15 protein-coding genes and 3 tRNA genes are annotated in these 18,409 nt (G+C 68.3%); 9 read left to right on the top strand and 9 right to left on the bottom strand.

The genetic code is table 11. The features are described 5' to 3' along the window. Positions 1-96 precede the first annotated feature (96 nt). Positions 97-1,593: an arabinosylfuranosidase ArfA gene (gene arfA / locus HD596_RS54360; RefSeq protein WP_185077237.1), complete on the top strand. Its 1,497-nt coding sequence runs from the start codon at positions 97-99 to the stop codon at positions 1,591-1,593. 43 nt (positions 1,594-1,636) lie between these two features. Here arfA and HD596_RS54355 read toward each other — a convergent pair whose 3' ends face one another. Together HD596_RS54355 and HD596_RS63225 are read right to left on the bottom strand one after the other, a co-directional pair. Next, positions 1,637-2,620, bottom strand: coding sequence for a LacI family DNA-binding transcriptional regulator (locus tag HD596_RS54355; protein WP_185079324.1), 984 nt, complete (start codon positions 2,618-2,620; stop codon positions 1,637-1,639). 494 nt (positions 2,621-3,114) lie between these two features. Continuing rightward, positions 3,115-3,516, bottom strand: a complete 402-nt coding sequence (locus HD596_RS63225; RefSeq protein ID WP_185077236.1) for a tyrosine-type recombinase/integrase — start codon at positions 3,514-3,516, stop codon at positions 3,115-3,117. Between HD596_RS63225 and HD596_RS54345 the strand changes: the two genes are divergently transcribed. After that, the gene (locus HD596_RS54345) at positions 3,497-3,679 is read left to right on the top strand and encodes a hypothetical protein (protein ID WP_185077235.1); all 183 of its coding nucleotides are present in this window, start codon (positions 3,497-3,499) and stop codon (positions 3,677-3,679) included. The genes HD596_RS63225 and HD596_RS54345 overlap by 20 nt on opposite strands. Positions 3,680-3,831: 152 nt before the next feature. Here the strand turns inward: HD596_RS54345 and HD596_RS54340 are convergent, their stop codons facing one another. Together HD596_RS54340 and HD596_RS54335 are read right to left on the bottom strand one after the other, a co-directional pair. After that, positions 3,832-5,028 (bottom strand): helix-turn-helix domain-containing protein, encoded by a 1,197-nt coding sequence (locus HD596_RS54340; RefSeq protein ID WP_221520042.1) that lies wholly within the window; start codon positions 5,026-5,028, stop codon positions 3,832-3,834. A 2-nt stretch (positions 5,029-5,030) separates the two neighbouring features. Further along, a complete protein-coding gene (locus HD596_RS54335; RefSeq protein ID WP_246555477.1) occupies positions 5,031-5,327 on the bottom strand; it encodes a putative quinol monooxygenase in 297 nt (98 codons plus the stop codon). Positions 5,328-5,513: 186 nt separating this feature from the next. Between HD596_RS54335 and HD596_RS54330 the strand changes: the two genes are divergently transcribed. From HD596_RS54330 to HD596_RS54305, 6 genes are all read left to right on the top strand, one after another. Beyond that, complete coding sequence (locus HD596_RS54330; RefSeq protein ID WP_185077232.1) at positions 5,514-5,942, top strand: ATP-binding protein; 429 nt, start codon at positions 5,514-5,516, stop codon at positions 5,940-5,942. Positions 5,943-6,574: 632 nt separating this feature from the next. Further along, entirely contained in the window at positions 6,575-7,990 is a 1,416-nt protein-coding gene (locus tag HD596_RS54325; protein WP_185077231.1) for a hypothetical protein, read from the top strand. Between the two features lie 722 nt (positions 7,991-8,712). After that, complete coding sequence (locus HD596_RS54320; RefSeq protein WP_185077230.1) at positions 8,713-9,492, top strand: type I restriction enzyme HsdR N-terminal domain-containing protein; 780 nt, start codon at positions 8,713-8,715, stop codon at positions 9,490-9,492. Positions 9,493-10,142: 650 nt separating this feature from the next. Further along, positions 10,143-10,307 carry a hypothetical protein gene (locus HD596_RS61065; RefSeq protein WP_221520041.1) on the top strand — a complete coding sequence of 55 codons (165 nt, stop codon included), beginning with the start codon at positions 10,143-10,145 and terminating at the stop codon, positions 10,305-10,307. 184 nt (positions 10,308-10,491) lie between these two features. Beyond that, complete coding sequence (locus HD596_RS54310) at positions 10,492-12,117, top strand: ABC-F family ATP-binding cassette domain-containing protein (protein WP_185077229.1); 1,626 nt, start codon at positions 10,492-10,494, stop codon at positions 12,115-12,117. Further along, positions 12,110-13,840: an ABC-F family ATP-binding cassette domain-containing protein gene (locus tag HD596_RS54305; protein WP_185077228.1), complete on the top strand. Its 1,731-nt coding sequence runs from the start codon at positions 12,110-12,112 to the stop codon at positions 13,838-13,840. Before HD596_RS54310 ends, HD596_RS54305 begins: the two co-directional genes overlap by 8 nt. Before the next feature lie 46 nt (positions 13,841-13,886). On the opposite strand, the gene HD596_RS54300 is transcribed toward HD596_RS54305, so the two are convergent. The 5 genes from HD596_RS54300 to HD596_RS54280 form a co-directional block, all read right to left on the bottom strand. Next, positions 13,887-13,961: transfer RNA gene (locus tag HD596_RS54300), tRNA-Val, on the bottom strand. 5 nt (positions 13,962-13,966) lie between these two features. Beyond that, positions 13,967-14,037, bottom strand: a tRNA-Cys gene (locus HD596_RS54295). Positions 14,038-14,053: 16 nt separating this feature from the next. After that, a tRNA-Gly gene (locus HD596_RS54290) sits at positions 14,054-14,125 on the bottom strand. A 65-nt stretch (positions 14,126-14,190) separates the two neighbouring features. Beyond that, positions 14,191-14,826 (bottom strand): ACT domain-containing protein, encoded by a 636-nt coding sequence (locus HD596_RS54285; RefSeq protein WP_185077227.1) that lies wholly within the window; start codon positions 14,824-14,826, stop codon positions 14,191-14,193. Positions 14,827-14,887: 61 nt separating this feature from the next. Further along, the gene (locus tag HD596_RS54280) at positions 14,888-16,771 is read right to left on the bottom strand and encodes a zinc ribbon domain-containing protein (RefSeq protein WP_313047071.1); all 1,884 of its coding nucleotides are present in this window, start codon (positions 16,769-16,771) and stop codon (positions 14,888-14,890) included. A 441-nt stretch (positions 16,772-17,212) separates the two neighbouring features. On the opposite strand from HD596_RS54280, the gene dusB reads away from it, so the two are divergent. Beyond that, positions 17,213-18,331, top strand: a complete 1,119-nt coding sequence (gene dusB, locus HD596_RS54275) for a tRNA dihydrouridine synthase DusB (protein WP_313047069.1) — start codon at positions 17,213-17,215, stop codon at positions 18,329-18,331. Positions 18,332-18,409 lie beyond the last annotated feature (78 nt).

The following is an 18,409-nucleotide window of genomic DNA, read 5'->3' as shown; positions in this document are numbered from 1 at the left end:
CACCAGTCCCACCTGGGCGCGCACCTCTTGACCGGCCTCCTTGTTATCGCTAACAATGCGGATCACGTAACGCCCGCGAAACCAGGAGATCTCTCCGTGCACCAGGCCAAACTCACGCTCGATCCCGCGTTCAAGGTCGCCCCGGTCCGGCGGCGCACCTTCGGCACGTTCGTCGAACACCTCGGGCGCTGCGTCTACACCGGCATCTACGAGCCGGGCCACCCGTCGGCCGACGAGGACGGCTTCCGCGGCGACGTGCTGGACCTGACCAGGGAGCTGGGGGTGTCCACGGTCCGCTACCCGGGCGGCAACTTCGTCTCCGGCTACCGCTGGGAGGACGGCGTCGGCCCCGTCGACCAGCGCCCGCGCCGGCTGGACCTGGCCTGGCACAGCACCGAGACGAACGAGGTCGGCGTGGACGAGTTCGTCCGCTGGTGCCGTAAGGCCGGCGCCGAGCCCATGATGGCCCTCAACCTCGGCACCCGCGGCATCGAGGCGGCCCTCGACCTGCTGGAGTACTGCAACCACCCGTCCGGCACCGCGCTGTCCGACCAGCGCATCGCCAACGGCTCCAAGGAGCCGCACGGGATCAGGATGTGGTGCCTGGGCAACGAGATGGACGGCCCCTGGCAGACCGGGCACAAGACCGCCCACGAGTACGGCCGGCTGGCCGCCGAGACCGCCCGCGCCATGCGCATGGTGGACCCGTCCCTGGAGCTGGTCGCCTGCGGCAGCTCCAGCTCCAGCATGCCCACCTTCGGCGCGTGGGAGGCCACGGTGCTGGAGGAGGCGTACGATGTGGTCGACTACATCTCCTGCCACGCGTACTACGAGGAGAAGGACGGCGACCTGGGCAGCTTCCTGGCCTGCTCGACCGACATGGAGTACTTCATCCGCTCCGTCGTGGCCACCGCCGACTCCGTCGGCGCCCGGCTGAAGTCGCGCAAGCGGATCGACATCTCCTTCGACGAGTGGAACGTCTGGTACCTGTCGCGCTTCCAGAACGCCGCGCCGCCCGCCGACTGGCCGGTCGCGCCGCGCCTGCTGGAGGACCACTACCACCTGGCCGACGCCGTCGCCTTCGGCGGCCTGCTGATCACCCTGCTGCGCAACAGCGACCGGGTCACGGCCGCGTCGCTGGCCCAGCTCGTCAACGTCATCGCGCCCATCGTGACCGAGCCCGGCGGGCGGGCGTGGCGCCAGACCACCTTCCACCCGTTCGCGCAGGCGTCCCGGCTCGCGGCCGGTGACGTGCTGCGGGTGGAGCCGGTGTCGCCCTCGTACGAGACGGCGCAGTTCGGCGAGGTGCCGCTGCTGCACGCGGTGGCCACGCACTCGGAGGAGGGCACGACGCTGTTCGCCGTCAACCGCTCGACCGACGGGCCGCTCTCCCTGGAGATCGACACCCGGGCGCTCGGCGGCGCCCGCATCGTCGAGGCCACGACCCTGACGGACGCGGACGTCTACGCCCGCAACACGGCCGACGACCCGGACCGGATCGCGCCCCGGGCCAAACCGGACGTGGAGCAGGACCCGGCCCGCGTGCTCCTGCCGCCGGTCTCCTGGAACGTGATCCGCCTGGCCCGCCCATAACCCCACCCAGGACAGACCGCCCACGCTCGGCCCCTCACCGGCTCTACTCCTCCGGGGCCGGGGCGGTGCTCTCCCGCACGACCAGCTCCGGCTCGACCAGCCGCCGCGCGTCGACCGACGCCCCCGCCATCCGGTCCAGCAGCAGGTGGAAGGCGTGCCTGCCCACCTCGCCGAAGTCCTGGCGTACGGTCGTCAGCGGCGGCCAGAAGTAGGCCGACTCGGGGATGTCGTCGAACCCGGTCACGCTCACGTCCTCCGGCACCCGCCGCCCCGCCTCACGCAGGGCGCGCAGCACGCCGAGCGCCATCTGGTCGTTGGCCGCGAACACGGCGGTGACCTCGGGATCCCGGGCCAGCTCCTGCCCGAGCTGGTAGCCGGAGCGTGAGCTCCAGTCGCCACGCAGCACCTCGGGCACCGGCCGGTCGGCGGACTCCAGCACGCCCCGCCACCCCTCGATGCGCCCGTTCGCGTCGAGCCAGTCGGCCGGCCCCGCCACGTGCCACACCGTGTGATGGCCGAGGCTGAGCAGGTGCCGGGTGGCTCTGGCGGCGCCCGTACGCTGGTCCACCTTGGCCACGGGCACGGGGATGTCGTCGCCGGCGTCGACCGCGACCACGGGCATCTCGGCCGGCAGGTGCCGCAGCCCGTCGGCGGCCGACTCGTGCGGCGCGACGATGATCACCCCGTCCACGGCCTGGTCGCGCAGCCGCTCGACGCCCTCCTCCATCGACCTGCGGGTGAGCGAGGGCAGGCTGGCGATGCTCACGTTGAACCCGGCGTTCCTGGCGGCCTGCTCGATGCAGTAGAGCGTGGAGGCGGGCCCGTACAGGGTGGTGTCGATGCTCACCACCCCGAGCACGCCGGACCGCCCGGTGACGAGCTGGCGCGCGGCCTGGTTGGGCCGGTAGTCGAGCTCCTGCACGGCGGCGAGCACGCGCGCCCTGGTCTCGGCCCGCACCCGATCCGGCGCGTTGAGCACGCGCGACACGGTCATGGCCGAAACTCCGGCGAGCATGGCGACGTCCATGAGCACCGCAGGCCTGCCGTCCCTGGATCTCACGGAGGCTCACCCCCTCGCCGATAACGCTAACAGCCGCCGACCCCGAACGCGCGGACCATTATCACCGCCCGGCCCGCCTCCCGAAAAGCACGGCCTTCCACGAGGGGGCGCTTCGCGCTCCGAATTCCAGACAGCGCCTCCCAAGGGGGCTCCGCCCCCTTTCGATCCCCCGAAACCCCCCGCTCGCTCCGCTCGCCGGGCGCCCACCCGTTGCCTGGTTACGCGGTGGGCCTGCTGGAGCCCACCCGAAAACCCCGCTCGCTCCGCTCGCCGGGCGTCCACCCGTTGCGTGGTTACCGGGATGCTCCTATTTTGTCAACAGAAGGTCATGGGTTCGATCCCCCTCGTCGGCTCTGCAAGATGAAGCCCCTGAACTGGTATTTCCCGTTCAGGGGCTTCATGTTTGTCAGGACAATGTTGCGATCTTGCTAACGGCCTTGCTAACACGGTGACCGCCTCCGTCAGCCGTTCACGGCCTTGGCGAAGACGTCGGCCGCCGTTGCGGCCTGTTCGTGGATGACGTGGGCGTAGACGCGCAGGGTGATCGCCGGGTCGGCGTGGCCGAGACGGGCCGCGACGACGTGGACGGGGACGCCGGCCAGGAGCAGGGCCGTGGCGTGGATGTGGCGGAGATCGTGCAGGCGGGCGTGGGGGAGTTGGGCTCTCGGGTTCTGCTTGTTGTGGGTCTCGATGAGCTTGGGCATCAGCGAGCTGGGCGTGTCTGGGACGAGGGGATCTCCCCAGCCGGTGGTGAAGACGTACGCGCCGCAGCCCTTCCAGGACTCGCCGAGCCGGAGGCGTTCCTCGTCCTGGCGGGCGCGGTGAGCCTTGAGGACCTTGACCGTGCCGGGGTCGAGGGACACGCCCGATCCGGCCCTCGTGGCCTACGCCCGCCGCGTCGCCGACGAGCGCCACGCCAAGCACGGCAGCCCGATCACCTCAGACCTCATCCGCACCCGCCTGGGCGTGTCCGACCAACTCGCTGCCGACCTCCTTCACATCCTGCAGCCCGCCCATAGCCAGTGAAAGGAACGCCCTCGATGTCCACCACCCACTCACGGCCCGCGTTCATCGCTGGACTCCGCGCCCTGGCCGACCTGCTCGAAGCTCGTCCCGAGATCCCCACGCCTTGGGGCACGACCGTGCACCACTTCGTGCCCGCGCCCAGGACGCTTTTTCTACGCACCCACTCGATCGGCCAGTTCCCGCAGCTCAGACGACGTCGGATCCTGCATCGACAGCAGGTCGGACACGAGCTGCCGCACGACCCGATGGTTACGGACCTGCTCAGGCGTGATGCTCTCGGCCTCCAACAACTGAGCCATCGCCTCATCCACCTGACGACGCTGCGCATGTGCTCGCGCGAGATCCACCGCCAGCCGCGCCCGCCGTTCCGACGACAGCGTCGAGGCGTCCACCGCGGCACCAACCCGCAGCGCATGTCCGGCGTCGCCCACCTCCACCGCCACGGCCACCTCATGCAGCGCTACGTTGGCCGGCCCGAACTCGGTGTTGTAGTCGTTGCGCCCCTCGCCAACCCGTGCCGCCATCTCACGGGCCCGCGACAGGTGCCCGTACGCCACGTCGGCCTGATTCAGCCGCGAGGCCGCCACCGCTCGCTGCAAGGTGAGCCCACCCCACAGCGACATCGCCTCCACGTTGCCCTGATCGGTCAGGAACCACAGCGCCTCAGCGGCCGTGCGCGCCGTCTCCTCCACCTGATCGAAGTGCCGCGCCCCCAAGAAGACGAAGCCCAGCCGGAACGCCCCGGCCGCCATCATCAACGGATTGCCTGCCCGCTCGGCCGCACTGATCGCCCGATCGGCCGCGATCCACGCCGCCTCCGGTTCGCCCAGCTTGGCCAGCGACGCCGAACACGCCTGATACGTCACCGCCAGCAGCTCGAACAACTCGGCCTGTCGCTCTGCGGGTGCGGACCGCACCGCGCTCTCCAGGGTCGGCACGAGCCCGCGCAACAGCTCCGTCAGTTCGACGTAGCGGCTCTCGTGCGCCAGCTCCCACGCGTGATCCACCCGCGGCTTGAGCTGATCGGTGGCAGGCACCGGCGTGGCGTGCAACATGGCCTGCAGCGAATGGGCGCCGGACAACACCAGCCGCAACCCGGCCGTGCCTGGCATTTCCTCATTGGTGGCGGCGACCACAGGCGCTTCGGCGGCCAGCTCCGACAGCGGCACATCCAGCGTCTCGGCAACCTTCTCCAGCACGGACATGCGATCGACCTTGCGCACGCCCCGCTCCACCTGCGAGATCCACGCCACCGACCGATCCACCAGCCGTGCCAGCTCGGCCTGCGACAGGCCACGCCGCTTGCGCTCCTGGGCGATACGCCGTCCGAGCGCCCGCTGATACTCCATGCTCACGACGTCGTGCCCTTCCCGCTCTGCAGTCTCAGCCAGTCGACCTCAACCGAGGCCAACAGCTCCTCCCGGGCCGCCAGGAAACGCCTGGTGTGCTCGGTCTGCTCGTGGGCGTCGAAGGCGTCCCGGTCCCGGTACAGCTCATAGAAGATCCGCTGGAGCGGCTCGCCATCCACCTGGTGCGAGGCGTACACGATCGTTCCCGGCTCGTGCTGGCGGATCGCCTCGATTGTCTCACCGACGAGGATGTCGAACGCCGCAGCGCTGTCCTCGTCCTTGCAGGTGAATCGAACCATTAGTCCGAACATGTACGCCCTCCTGGCTCGCCGTCACGGTCTGGGATCTCGATGTCTTTACTCGACCAGTACTTATTGTGCGGCGCAAGTACATCAAGTCGCTTGTACTTGGAGTATAGCACTAGTACTTTAAGTACTGATAGCGATTGGCAGTGCTTTGACCTGCACGAACGCGAGGAAACCGCGATGTCCCCAACGCTGAACAGCCTCAAAGAGATCCACCGGTGGTGTCGCAACTTTCCCGGCACCAGACCCCAGGTCCGCGAGGCACGCCAGTTCGTCATGAGCTACCTGGGCGACCGCCCCGAGACCGACATCGCCCAACTGGTCGTGTCCGAGCTGGCCACCAACGCCATCCGCCACACCCGAAGTGGACTTCCCGGTGGCCGATTCGGCGTCACCCTCCACGCGGGCAGCACTCTGCTGATCCTCGCCGTCCTCGACGAAGGCGGCCCCACCGCCCCACATCTGCGCCAAGCCGAAAACGACGACCAGAGCGGACGCGGCCTCCACCTGGTGGAGACCCTGACCATGCGTTGGGGCGTCCATGGAGACGAAGTCGGCCGCACCGTCTGGGCCCTCATCTCGCTCGCCCCCGCCGGCCAAGCCGCATGAACGACTGCCTGTCTCCCCACCTACCCGAGCCGCAACCGAACTGCACACGGCTCGTATGGCTCACTGCCCGCAAAGAGTCACGGCGCAGGACACTCCTCTGGACCTGCCACTGCGATGGCGTCATTTACGAGCTGTGCGCCAGCGGCGGCCAAGCGTTCCTTAGGCGTACCAAGTCGAACTCCAGAAAGGCCTTCGAGACCCACCGCATGAGCACGCGAGAGGGGTATGCCACGTGGCAGGCTCTACTTGAAGGGTGCGTACGGTAGCCACGCGCGTGAGCGAACTTATCCCTCCGGCTGGAGATGGGAACGGACGTCTACCGCAAGGACTTCCGCCTGGATACATCAAGATCATTTGGAGCCATGCGTTTGCGGATGAGAACTTTCTCTACGGGTTCAAGCCGCCACCCGCTGGGCGGCGGGCGGCCGGGCGGTCCGGGCGGGCGTGCGGCCTCTCCGGGCCGGTCCCGCCCGGCCACCCCGCCGCAACATCAAGCGCGCTACACACACCCGGTTCTCTGTTCAGCACGTACTCACGTGACCTATGCGCATCGGTGGCGCGAGGCCCTAGTCGACAGTGAGTGACCTCACGTTCGGGCCTAGTCTGGTATGCAGCGGTGGCAGAATGCGTGCATGGAAGTTGGTGAACTCAGGATTCCAGATCGCTTTGAGCGGCTGCGCGATCTAGACGCAGGCACTCTGGGGGCGATCGTGGTTCCGGTGGAATCGATGCTCGCCGTAATCGACGAACGATTTATGGACATGCATGCGGCTGACCGAGGATCCTTCATGATCTTGCGCGGTCAAACGGGCGCAGGTAAGTCGACCTTCTTGGATACGGTGTCATTCTTCCGAGTTGATGTAGAGACACAAAGGATCTCCCAAAGCCAGGGTCTTGCTTCCGGCATTCCATTGGGACCGGTGTCTCATCCTCGAATCGTAGTTCTAGAAGGTCGTGAGGCGCTGGGGCAAGTTTCGCGACAAGAGATCGAAGCGACGATGCATGCCGTGAATCAGTTCATTCGATCTGAGGCCGGTTGTACGTCTCTTGTTGTATGGCCTACGAATACGGATGACCTTACTAGCCTTCTGAAAGAGCTGGGCAACAATCTCGGAGGAGAAGCTCTCTTTGGCCTGACTGGTCCTATAACAATGTTCGAAGGTCCAGCCAAAGCTGATTATGTGAGAATCGCTCAGCAAACCGTCGCGACTTTAAATGATGGCGCGTCTCTTGATGCGCTCGGTGTATCGCTTGAGCATGCGGAAAAACTGGTCGGCGAGAGTGAAACCATTGGCAGCTACCTTGCTCGTATCCGCAAAGCGTCGGTGCAAGCAGGGGATCGGGTTCGGCGGCTACTCGTGAAAGAGCGATACCGGCTTTGGACGGTAGTTGTGGCCGGAAATGAGCCCGAAGGTGACGTTGCCGCACTGACGCGAGGGGGGCAAGCCTACGCCGATATCGATAGGCTGGTTAATTCCACTGGAGCGAACATAGTCAACGAGCTTAAGCAGCATCCGGAAATGCTGGGCATCCTTGGCACTGTGCTTGATGCTCGTATTGTTCATCTCGACATGGTCTGTATAAACGCAATAGCTCGCACCTTCGGCACTTCCAGTCTCCATGCCGCAATGCAAGGCCAAGGGATGCAGATAAGCGCAGATTCCTCGGCGGTCCGTAGAATTCAAGAAAGTGATTTGGGTACCCTGCTGCAGGGTATGCCCCTTCGAACTCGAAAGCGTGGCCCTAAGCCGGGTCAAAACACTAAGGACGCTTTCGTAAAGCTAGCGGAGATCTCACGCACAAGCGACGGCCTCCTAAATGAGGCTGTTGGGCGCGCTCTTGTTGCTGCCGGATTGGTGGAGCAATTCAAGATCGAACATCCTTTGGGGGCGGACCTCTCCTTCTTTAGTGATATATACTGCATCAAAGAGGGGGCTCCTATTCGTCTCGAATTTATGTGGAGAACGAGGACGGGCCGAGCAACAATCGCGAACTATGTACTCGGCAAGCTTAATAACTACGGCAAGGCCATTGGTCTCATGAATTAGAATAAAGGGATGCCGGTGTCGGGACAGTAGGTTCCCTGAAGGGTCGGACGCCTATGCTGCCGCGCCGCTTCCGGTGCTCGGGCCTGGCGGCCCTGCGCTCCGGGTCGGCTTGCCACCGGATACGCGGGTTGCTGTGGTCAGCTGTACAGCAGGGAAGCACAGCAACGCCGCTTCATGCAGCCGGATTGTCGCGTATGGCGTCGCACGGTTGAGCAGCAGCGCTGGCCCTCGACCGTGGCCCTCCGCTTCACTGTAATGAAGTGTTCGCAGTGGAGGCCATGACGATCGCCGACTTCGGACCTCTCCGTAGAGCGCTGGGGCGATCGGCTGCCGCGGCCCTCCTTCGTCGGGCCTTGCCATCGGATATCTCTGGCCGAGGTGACAGCAGGGCTGACAGCAACGTCCCCACACACCGACGCATCCCAGCCACCTTCCACGCGCCTATGACCAGGGTGGCGATCAGTCGAGCAGGGTGATCGGTCCGCCTGAAAAGCGGACGGTCACATTCCCCTATTTGGGTTCGACGTCCGATCGTTTGAAATCCGCGCCCTGCTAGTCAGTGGATTGGTCTTCGAGGAAGTTTGTGCCATATATGTGGTTTGGCTCATGTACTCAGAGTGGTACTGCGGAGTCGTTTTCGTATCGATCCCAATGACATAATGTGTTGATCTTTCAAATGGGTCTAACCTGCCTTGTCCCTACTAGATGCGCAGGTGGATCCTATGAGCGAGCAGGCCGCACAGGCGATCATCGGTAACGAGCAGGCTGAGGTCTCCAAGGAAGTCGTAAGCTCCCCAACGAGGAAGCCGGCGGGAGCGCGGGCAGTTCCGAAGTGGGAGGCTGATGCGCGGGACCGCGTTCGAGCAGCGATACGGCGCTACTCTAAGCCGCTAACCGATCTTATAGCGCGTGATGCTAATGAAGGGGACACGCGTCTGCTCATTACCGACTTCCTGTGTGCAGGACTCGGCTACGACAAATATGACGATCTCACTACGGAGTACCAGGTCAAGGGGGAGTTCGCTGACTACGGCATCCGCATCGACAAGCAGCTGATCGCCTTCATCGAGGTGAAACGATGCAGTCAGAAGCTCAACGTCAAACACCTGCGGCAGGTGCAGATGTACGCCGTGAACGAGGGCGTTGAGTGGATGGTCCTGTCCAACGGCCAAGTGTGGCAGGCATATCACATGACCGCTGGCCTCCCCGTGGTCATCGACCTGGCCCTTGAAGTTGACCTGCTCAGTGACGCCGGCTTGAGCGTCAAGACGGACGCGCTCTTCTACTTGACCAAGGAGGCGTTCAAGCGCCGCCTGATCGATGACCTGTGGAGGGCTCGCGCCGCGACGTCGCCGAAGTCCCTGGCCCAGGTACTCCTGTCCGACGTGGTGACCGACGCCGTACGCAAGGAACTGCGACGTCAGACAAACCATAATGCCGATGTTGGCGAGATCCATCGCATCTTGCGCAGCGAGGTACTTCGGCCAGAGACCTTGCTTTGAGGCGTTCTCTGACGGTGCAGCGCCGAGACTATTGATCTTGCTAACGCGGATGCTACCAACGGGTCTGGACGACCCTGGATGCTTCTGGAGTGGGAACGCTCCAGAAGGGGGCATGAGCAGGCGTCCGTGACGGCGGTGGACACTCGTGGACAGCCTCGAAGTCCCTTGTAAACAGTTGGTAGTGGGTTTGGTGGCGGGTTCGTTGCCGCGGATGAGGATGCGGTAGACGTCGCGGGCGATGTAGCGCTTGAGGCAGCGCAGGATGTCTTTCTTCGACAGGCCTTCGCCGGTGCGGCGGGTGGCGCAGGAGCGGGTGTGTTCGTCGTGGGCCAGGCGGTTGATGGCGATCATGTGCGGGCGCGGTTGGCGTCGCGGTCGCCGGCCCGGTTGAGCCGGAAGCGGCGGGTCTGGCCGCTGGAGGCTGGGATGGGGGCGACTGCGCACAGGTGGGCGAAAGGCGGCCTCGTGGTGCAGCCGGTCGGGGTTGTCCCCGGTGGTGCTGAGCAGCTGGGTGGCGGTTTCGACGCCGATGCCCCGCTGGGCGATCAGGCCGGAAGCCACCGCAGCCACGAGCGGAGCGAGCTGGGCGTCCAGCTCGGCGATCTCCTCGCTCGGACTTCTACCTGCTGCGCGGGTCGTACACCAACCACATGCTCCGCACCCCGGACGCCTGGCGCATCGAGCGCCTCGTCCAGCACGTCGGCTGGGCGGACGGCAACCGCGGCGCGGTCGCGGAAGCCGTGGCCCGGACCCGGGCGAAGAGGGGCATGGGACAGCCGGTGCGCGGCGGGTGCTATGGTGTGAAACGCTCGTGATCAGAGGCTAGGAGACCAGACGTGGCAGGTGACGACGACATCTCCGGGTGATACCGGAGGTTGACCGGCCCCGGCAGGCGCACATGACCGCCGCCGGCGTGGCCCTCGTCGTCGTTCCCGAACCCCTGTCCCCTTAGCCGGGCGGCTTCGGCGCGCCCGCGTTCTCTCACGAGGTCTTCTCGCAATGTCCGACGCGTTCATCATCTGCTCCAGCCTGTCCTTCTCCTGGCCTGACGACACGCCCGTCTTCAGCGACCTGTCCTTCACCGTGGGCGGCGGCCGTACGGGCCTCGTCGCCCCCAACGGCGCGGGCAAGAGCACGCTGCTCAAGCTGATCGCCGGCGAGTACCGGCCCGCCGGCGGGAGCGTGTCCGTCAGCGGGCTGCTCGGATACCTGCCGCAGAGCCTGCCCCTCACCGGCGACCTGACCGTGGCCGAGGTCCTCGGCATCGCTCCGGTGATCGCCGCGCTGGACGCCATCGAGTCGGGCGACGCCAGTGAGGAGCACTTCACCACGATCGGCAACGACTGGGACATCGAGGAGCGCACCCGCGCCCAGCTCGACCGGCTCGGGCTCGGCGACCTGGCGTTCGACCGCACGCTGCGGACGTTGAGCGGCGGCCAGGTCGTCTCGCTCGGCCTGGCCGCGCAGCTGCTCAAGCGGCCCGACGTCTTGCTGCTCGACGAGCCGACGAACAACCTCGACCTCGCCGCCCGCCGCAGGCTCTACGACGTGCTCGGCGATTGGAACGGCTGCCTGCTCGTGGTCAGCCACGACCGCGCCCTGCTCGACCGCATGGACCGCATCGCCGAGCTCGACCGGGGCGAGGTCCGCTTTTACGGCGGCGACTTCACCGCGTACGAGGAGGCCGTACGCGCCGAGCGGGAGGCCGCCGAGCGGAACGTGCGCAGCGCCGAGCAGGAGCTCAAGCGCGAGAAGCGGGAGATGCAGCAGGCCCGCGAGCGCGCCGACCGCCGGGCGAGCAACGCCGCCCGCAACCTCAAGAGCGCCGGGCTGCCGCGCATCTTCGCCGGGAACATGAAGCGCGGCGCCCAGGAGTCGGCCGGGCGGGCGGGCCAGATGCACGCCGCCCGCGTCAGCGACGCCAAGGCCAGGCTCGACGAGGCCGGGCGGGCGCTGCGCGACGACCAGAAGATCACGCTGGAGCTGCCGGGTACGAACGTGCCCGCCGGGCGCACGGTGTTCCACGGCGAGCAGCTGCGGGCCCGCGGCCTGTTCGCCGAGCCGGGCATCGACCTGACGGTCCGCGGACCCGAACGCATCGCGCTGACCGGCCCCAACGGCGCGGGCAAGTCGACCCTGCTACGCCTGATCAGCGGCGATCTGGAGCCCGACGGCGGCACGACCAGGCGGGCCGACGGGCGGGTCGCCTACCTGTCGCAGCGGCTCGACCTGCTCGACGACGAGCGCACCGTGGCCGAGAGTTTGGCCGCGTTCGCCCCCCGCATGCCGGAGGCGGAGCGGATGAACCTGCTCGCCCGCTTCCTGTTCCGGGGCGCCCGCGCGCACCTGCCCGTGGGCGTGCTGTCGGGCGGCGAACGGCTGCGCGCCACGCTGGCCTGCGTGCTCTGCGCCGAACCCGCTCCCCAGCTCGTACTGCTCGACGAGCCCACCAACAACCTCGACCTGGTCAGCGTGGGGCAGCTGGAAAGCGCGCTCGGCTCGTACGAGGGGGCGTTCGTGGTGGTCAGCCACGACGAGCGGTTCCTGGCGGAGATCGGGGTGGAGCGCTGGCTGGAGCTGTCCGGCGGCCGGCTGCTGGAGACCGGAGGGCCCGCCGGTGAGTGACGCGCTGCTCGCCCGCGACCTCGTACGGACGCTGGGCACGCGGCGCGTGCTCGACGGCGTCACCCTCACCGCCGCCCCCGGCCGCCGCATCGGGCTGATCGGCGAGAACGGCGCGGGCAAGTCCACCCTGCTGCGGCTGCTGGCGGGGGTGGACCAGCCCGACTCCGGCACCGTCGTCCGCCCCGCCGACCTCGGCTTCCTGCACCAGGAGCTGCCGTTCGACGGCGAGGCCACGGTCGCCGACGTGCTCGACGACGCCCTGCGCGAGTCACGCGCGGACCTGGCCGAGCTCGACCGGCTCACCCGGGCGCTCGCCGGCGCCCCGGACGACGCCGCTCTGCTCGAAGCGTACGGGGCCCGGCTCGACCAGGCGCAACAGCGCGAGTCCTGGGACGCCGACCGGCGCGCGGAGATCGTCCTCGACCGGCTCGGCCTGGGCGGCGTGCCGCGTTCCCGCACGCTCGCGTCGCTGTCGGGCGGGCAGCGCGGGCGGCTGGCCCTGGCGGCGCTGCTCATCAGGCGGCCCGCCGCGCTGCTGCTCGACGAGCCCACCAACCACCTGGACGACTCCGCCGCGGTGTTCGTGGAGGAGCAGCTGTGCGGCATGGCCGGGGTCGTGGTCGTGGCCAGCCACGACCGGGCGTTCCTGGACGCGGTCTGTACGGACCTGATCGACCTCGACCCCGCGGTGGACGGGCCCGTGCGGTACGGGGGCGGGTACGGCGCGTACCTGGCCGAGAAGCGGGCCGAACGGGAGCGCTGGGAGCAGCGGCACGCGGCGGAGCAGGCCGAGCTGGGCGAGCTGCGCCGGGCCGTCGCGGTGACGGCGCGGCGGGTGGCGCTGGACGGGCTGCGGCGCGACAACGAGAAGATGGGGTACGGGCACCGCGGTGGGCGCGTGCAGAGCCAGATCTCGCGCAGGGTCCGCAACGCCGCCCGGCGGCTGGCCGAGCTGGAACGCGACCAGGTACCCGCCCCACCGCCACCCCTGCGCTTCCACGCCCCCGCCCTGACCACCGGCGCGCCGGACGCCGCCGCCCCCGCCCTGACCACCCGCGCGCCCGAGGACGCCGCCCCCGCCCCGGCCACCCCTGTGGCGGGCGGGATCGAGACCGAGGCCCTGGCCACCCGCGCGGCGGATGACGCCGCACCCGACGTGCCCCTGCTGTCGTTGCGGGGCGTGCGGGTGCCGGGACGGCTCGCGATCGACCGGCTCGACGTGTCGCCCGGGGAGCGCCTGCTGGTCACCGGCCCGAACGGGGCGGGCAAATCGACCCTCCTGGCGGTGCTGGCCGGCCGGCTCGACGCGGAGGGCGTGGTGCGGCGGCGGCCCGGCCTGACCGTCGGGCTGCTGGCCCAGGACACCGTGTTCGAGCGGCCGGACCGCACGGTGCGGGAGACGTACGAGCTGGCGCTGGGAGCGGAGCGCGCCGAGTCCGTGCCCCTGCGCTCCCTCGGCCTGCTCGGCCGCCGGGACGTGGACCTGCGGGTGGGCGAGCTGTCCGTGGGCCAGCGCCGGCGGCTCGCCCTGGCGCTGCTGGTGGCGGACCCGCCGGAGCTGCTCCTGCTCGACGAGCCCACCAATCACCTCTCGCCCCGCCTCTCCGACGAGCTGGAGGAGGCGATGGGCGCCCCGGGACCCGGCGCGATGGTGATCGCCAGCCACGACCGGTGGTTGCGGGCGCGCTGGCAGGGCCGTCACATCCGGCTTCGTGACTCCTGACGACGAAAGAGCCCCAGGCGCCTGTGGCGACCTGGGGCTCTCCTGGTGGTGGACGATACTGGGATTGAACCAGTGACCTCTTCCGTGTCAGGGAAGCGCTCTCCCGCTGAGCTAATCGTCCTCGTGAGGTGGCGACGGGATTTGAACCCGTGTGGACGGCTTTGCAGGCCGCTGCCTCGCCTCTCGGCCACGCCACCGAGTCAAATCACTCCGAGCGGAAGACGGGATTCGAACCCGCGACCCTCACCTTGGCAAGGTGATGCTCTACCACTGAGCCACTTCCGCGTTGCTGCCTGCACAACTCTAGCGCCTTCGCCGACCGGATGGTTACGCGTAGCGGCGGAGTGCGCCTATTTGCGGAGCTGTCGTGCCACGCTCCGCTCCGTCGCGGGCAGGCTGAGGAAGATCTCCAGGATGCGGGTGAGCCGGTGGACCTCGATGCGGTGGAAGGCGGGGCCCTCCGAGCGGGCCAGGAGGAGGGAGAGGGCCAGGGGCGGCAGCGGGGCGTGGATGACGTGCAGCCCTTCCTCCAGGGTGAGGGCCGTGGGACGGGACGGCGTCTCCTCCGGGACGATCAGGTCTTTCGGGGCGCGCCAGCTGGCGTAGACGACGCGCCGGTCGGCCGTCGTGGCAGCCCAGTCGGCGCTGAAGAGGACCGGGAGGGAGTCGACGAGCGTGGTGAGGGCGCGGTCGCCCGCCGTGGTGATGTACTTGAGGATCTCCAGCTCAGGGTACGTGCCCGGGGCCTCCCGCGTGGTCCAGATGCCCTCGACCGCCACGCCCTCCACCGTCTCCAGGCTCTTGACCAGCGACTGCCTGGGCGTGCTCTCCGCGCAGAAGACCGTGATGTCGTCGACGGCCTGGCCGGCGCCCCGGTCGAGCACGGTGACCTGCGTGATGTCGGCCCCCGACGCCCCCAGGACCTTGGTCACCTGCGCGAGCGAACCCGGCTTGTCGGGCAGCGCCACCCGTACGCGAAGAAGCATCCGTCCTCTCTCCGCTCAAGATGCGAATAACAGCGTCTCTGATCAGCTTAGCGATCCTGCGTCAGGCATACTCGGCTGGGATCGTTTCCCACCTGGGCGGGGAGGCGTGGGCGTGCAGGTGGAAGCCTGCGCCTAAGGCTGCCCCGCGGGGCTGGTGCCGACGGGTGGGAGTGCTGATCGTTGTCCCGTCCTGGTGCCGGTGGGCTGCGCGGGGCAGCCGGTGCCGGTCCGTTGGTGCGGGTCCCTCCGGACGCTGGCCAGCAGGACCTGGGGGTCGTGCTGGGGAGGGTGCCCTGCGTCGCCTGGGCGCGGGGCGTGAACTGCGGTGCTGGGTGGGGCCGGTCTTCGACCGATCACTTCGGAGAGTCTTCGCAGGGGGTGGGGTGATGACCGCCTGCGCTTCGAGAGCGTCTGTCACGGAGCGGATGACCATGGTGCCGCTTGCCCGCTCTGTGGTGGTCTTGGCCTGGTGGGCCAGACCGCGAGCGGCGATCCGCCGCCAGGCGCCCTGGTCGCGGTCGCCCTGCCAGCCGCATGGAGGGTTGGGGCAGACCGCCCATTTCCAGCCCGTGATCGTGGGCTTGTCGGGTGCTTTGCGGTGCCGCAGCACAGTCAGGCAGTGTGGGCAGTGCTTGGAGGTGTTGCGCGCCGGGACGGTGACCACCGCGATGCCGATCTCGGCGGCCAGGTGCTGGATGTGGCCGGCGATCCGGCCGCGCACCTGCTGCGACAGGCGCGTGTTGAGGGTTCGGCCCATCCCCCTGGCTTCCAGCGAGCGCAGGTCTTCCAGATAGATCACGCTTGCGCAGGCGGCGATGGCCTGATCGACGGCCCAGCGGGCGGCCGCCCAAGCCAGGGCATCGTTGAGATTCGACCGGCGCTCGGACAGGTGCCGGACCTCGCCGCGCAGCACGGCATGCTTACCGGTCAGCTCGTGCTGGGCGTCTCCGGCGATGAGCCGCTGGTAGTGGTCGGCCTTGGCCTGCAGGTGCTCGGACAGGCGGCGCAGCCGGTGTTGTTTCGCCAGGACGCCAGCGGCCCGGAACTGGGCGCCCGCTCCGAGTGCCGTGATCCGGCCGTCGTGGTGTAGCCGGATTGAGCCCGCGCTGAGCAGCGTGTTCAGCCCCCAGTCCACGCCGAGCGCGATCGTGTGACCCGTGGGTCTGGTCGCGGGAACGGCGTGGGTGTAGGCCATATCGGCCTGCAGTCGGCCGCCCACGAGGCGGAGGGTGGGCAGGTGCAGGACCGCCGAGGCAGGGACCGTGGGAGGCAAGGTGATAGGGCAGGTCACCCACGTCCAATCTGCATACGAGCACGGGTCGGGCCGGGTGGGCAACTGCAGTCGGAGCACCGCCCGTTGTGGGGTGCTTTCGCTGCGTTCAATGCGGGCCTGCTGACGGTCGCAGGCGCTCAGCAGCAACATCCGCGCCGCCCGGGGCACGTCTTCGAGCTCGAACACATCCATTGGCAGACGTCCGTTGGCCCGGACGAACTTGGCGATCTGCCGGGTGCGGGCCTTGACGACGCTGGAAGGCAGGTGCCGGCCGCCGGGGAGTGGGGCGCGTACCCGCTCCCACTCCTCAGTCGTACGTCTGCGCGCATCGGTGGGCCACGTCGTCACCACAGCGGCTGTAAGCTCGGCCCTCCACTGCGCACCGCGCAGCAGGCGCCCGGCCTGCTCCTGGGCCATGCGCACGATCCGGTCGTTGACCGTTACCTCCGCGGGGGCGCTGGTCGTCCAGCCCAGACGGCGCAGCGCCATCCAGGCTTTCGACGGTAGGCGTCGCCCACTCGCATCAACCCCGCCCGCCAGCAATGCGACATCGGCGCCATTCCAATGTTCAGCAAGCAGCCTCGCAGCCATACCGGACACCAACTCCGCACACCAGCCCACACGCATTGCCAGCGCACCTGGGGACACCGCCTCGCCGGTCTTGTCTTCCACGCCTCCGCGCAGCACCACGTGAGCACCCGCCGTGCGGCACGTCTGGCCCGCGGCCAGTGGTGGCATCCGCTTCACCGGCTCCCCCGCTCTCATGACATCGGCAGCACCCATCGGCACGCGACACCGGGCCTCAGCACGCGCCGACGCGCTGCGCGCAGCCCCTTCGACCCTGTCAAAGGCGATGAAGGCGTCGAGGTGCCGGTCCGGCCGGCGCAGGCCTGTCAGGGATGCGGCGCACCGCAGCCGCGCATCACAGGCGGCGAACAAGAGTCTGATCGCACTGCCACACCGGCATGTCCCATGCCAATCTCACCCTGAGTGACCATGAGATTACCAGATTTTGGCCTGCCCGGGTAGAACGTGTGAACGATGCGCGGGCGGCAACCCAGCCGATGGTCCCGTTTCGCGAATACCGGTTACGGCCTGACCTGCGCTACAACTGTGGGAGTGAAGATTGGGCCGATTGGGGTTTGGCCGCCCGTGGTGCTGGCGCCGATGGCGGGCATCACGAACGCGCCGTTCCGGGTGCTGTGCAGGGAGCAGGGCGCGGGCCTGTTCGTCTGCGAGATGATCACGACGCGCGGGCTGGTCGAGCGCAATCCGAAGACGCTGCGGATGATCAGGTTCGCGGAGTCGGAGCGGCCCAGGAGCATCCAGCTGTACGGCGTGGATCCCGACGTCGTGGGGCGGGCGGTCAAGATGATCGCCGAGGAGGACCTGGCCGACCACATCGACCTCAACTTCGGCTGCCCCGTGCCCAAGGTGACCCGGCGCGGGGGCGGGTCCGCGCTGCCGTACAAGAGGAATCTGCTGCGGCGGATCCTGCGGCAGGCGGTGGCCAACGCGGGGTCGTTGCCCGTCACGATGAAGATGCGCAAGGGCATCGACGACGATCACCTGACGTATCTCGACGCGGGGCGGATCGCGGCCGAGGAGGGCGTCGCGGCGATCGCGCTGCACGCCCGTACGGCCAAGCAGCATTACGGGGGCGTGGCCGACTGGGAGGCCATCGCCCGCCTGAAGGAGGCCGTGCCGGAGATCCCCGTGCTGGGCAACGGCGACATCTGGTGCGCCGACGACGCCCTGCGCATGGTGGCGCGCACCGGGTGCGACGGCGTGGTGGTCGGGCGGGGCTGCCTGGGACGGCCGTGGCTGTTCAGGGATCTGGAGAACGCGTTCAACGGCAGCCCCGAGCGGGCCCGGCCGACGCTCGGCGAGGTCGCCGAGGTGATGGCCAGGCACGCCGAGGGGCTGACCGAGTGCTTCGACATCGAGCGCTACGCGGTCGCCGACTTCCGCAAGCACGTCGGGTGGTATTTGAAGGGGTTCACGGTCGGGAGCGAGCTGCGGCGGGAGCTGGCCACGGCCGAGTCGCTCGACGGGCTGCGCGAGGGGCTGGCGAAGCTGGAGCACGACCAGCCGTGGCCGCCGAACACGGACACGCCTCGGGGGAAGTCGGGGGAGCGGGCCAAGGTGCTGCTGCCGGACGGGTGGCTGGACGACCCCTGGGACTGCGTGATCCCCGACGGTGACGCCGAGTCCGACATCTCCGGCGGTTGACCTCTTCCACGGGTGCACCGGTCAGTGCGGGCTGATGATCCCGGTGCCGCGGGGGCCGCCCACGAACGTCTCCAGCGG

This window comes from Nonomuraea jabiensis (genome assembly GCF_014204795.1).
Classification (GTDB): domain Bacteria; phylum Actinomycetota; class Actinomycetes; order Streptosporangiales; family Streptosporangiaceae; genus Nonomuraea; species Nonomuraea jabiensis.
This window is presented reverse-complemented; position numbering and strand designations above follow the sequence as displayed.

Coding starts and splice junctions, on each gene's coding strand:
- HD596_RS54310 (WP_185077229.1), top strand. CDS start 10,492: ATGTCCGACGCGTTCATCATCTGCTCCAGCCTGTCCTTCTCCTGGCCT.
- HD596_RS54320 (WP_185077230.1), top strand. CDS start 8,713: ATGAGCGAGCAGGCCGCACAGGCGATCATCGGTAACGAGCAGGCTGAG.
- HD596_RS54285 (WP_185077227.1), bottom strand. CDS start 14,826: ATGCTTCTTCGCGTACGGGTGGCGCTGCCCGACAAGCCGGGTTCGCTC.
- HD596_RS54340 (WP_221520042.1), bottom strand. CDS start 5,028: ATGGAGTATCAGCGGGCGCTCGGACGGCGTATCGCCCAGGAGCGCAAG.
- HD596_RS54335 (WP_246555477.1), bottom strand. CDS start 5,327: ATGGTTCGATTCACCTGCAAGGACGAGGACAGCGCTGCGGCGTTCGAC.
- HD596_RS54330 (WP_185077232.1), top strand. CDS start 5,514: ATGTCCCCAACGCTGAACAGCCTCAAAGAGATCCACCGGTGGTGTCGC.
- HD596_RS61065 (WP_221520041.1), top strand. CDS start 10,143: ATGCTCCGCACCCCGGACGCCTGGCGCATCGAGCGCCTCGTCCAGCAC.
- HD596_RS54355 (WP_185079324.1), bottom strand. CDS start 2,620: ATGGACGTCGCCATGCTCGCCGGAGTTTCGGCCATGACCGTGTCGCGC.
- HD596_RS54325 (WP_185077231.1), top strand. CDS start 6,575: ATGGAAGTTGGTGAACTCAGGATTCCAGATCGCTTTGAGCGGCTGCGC.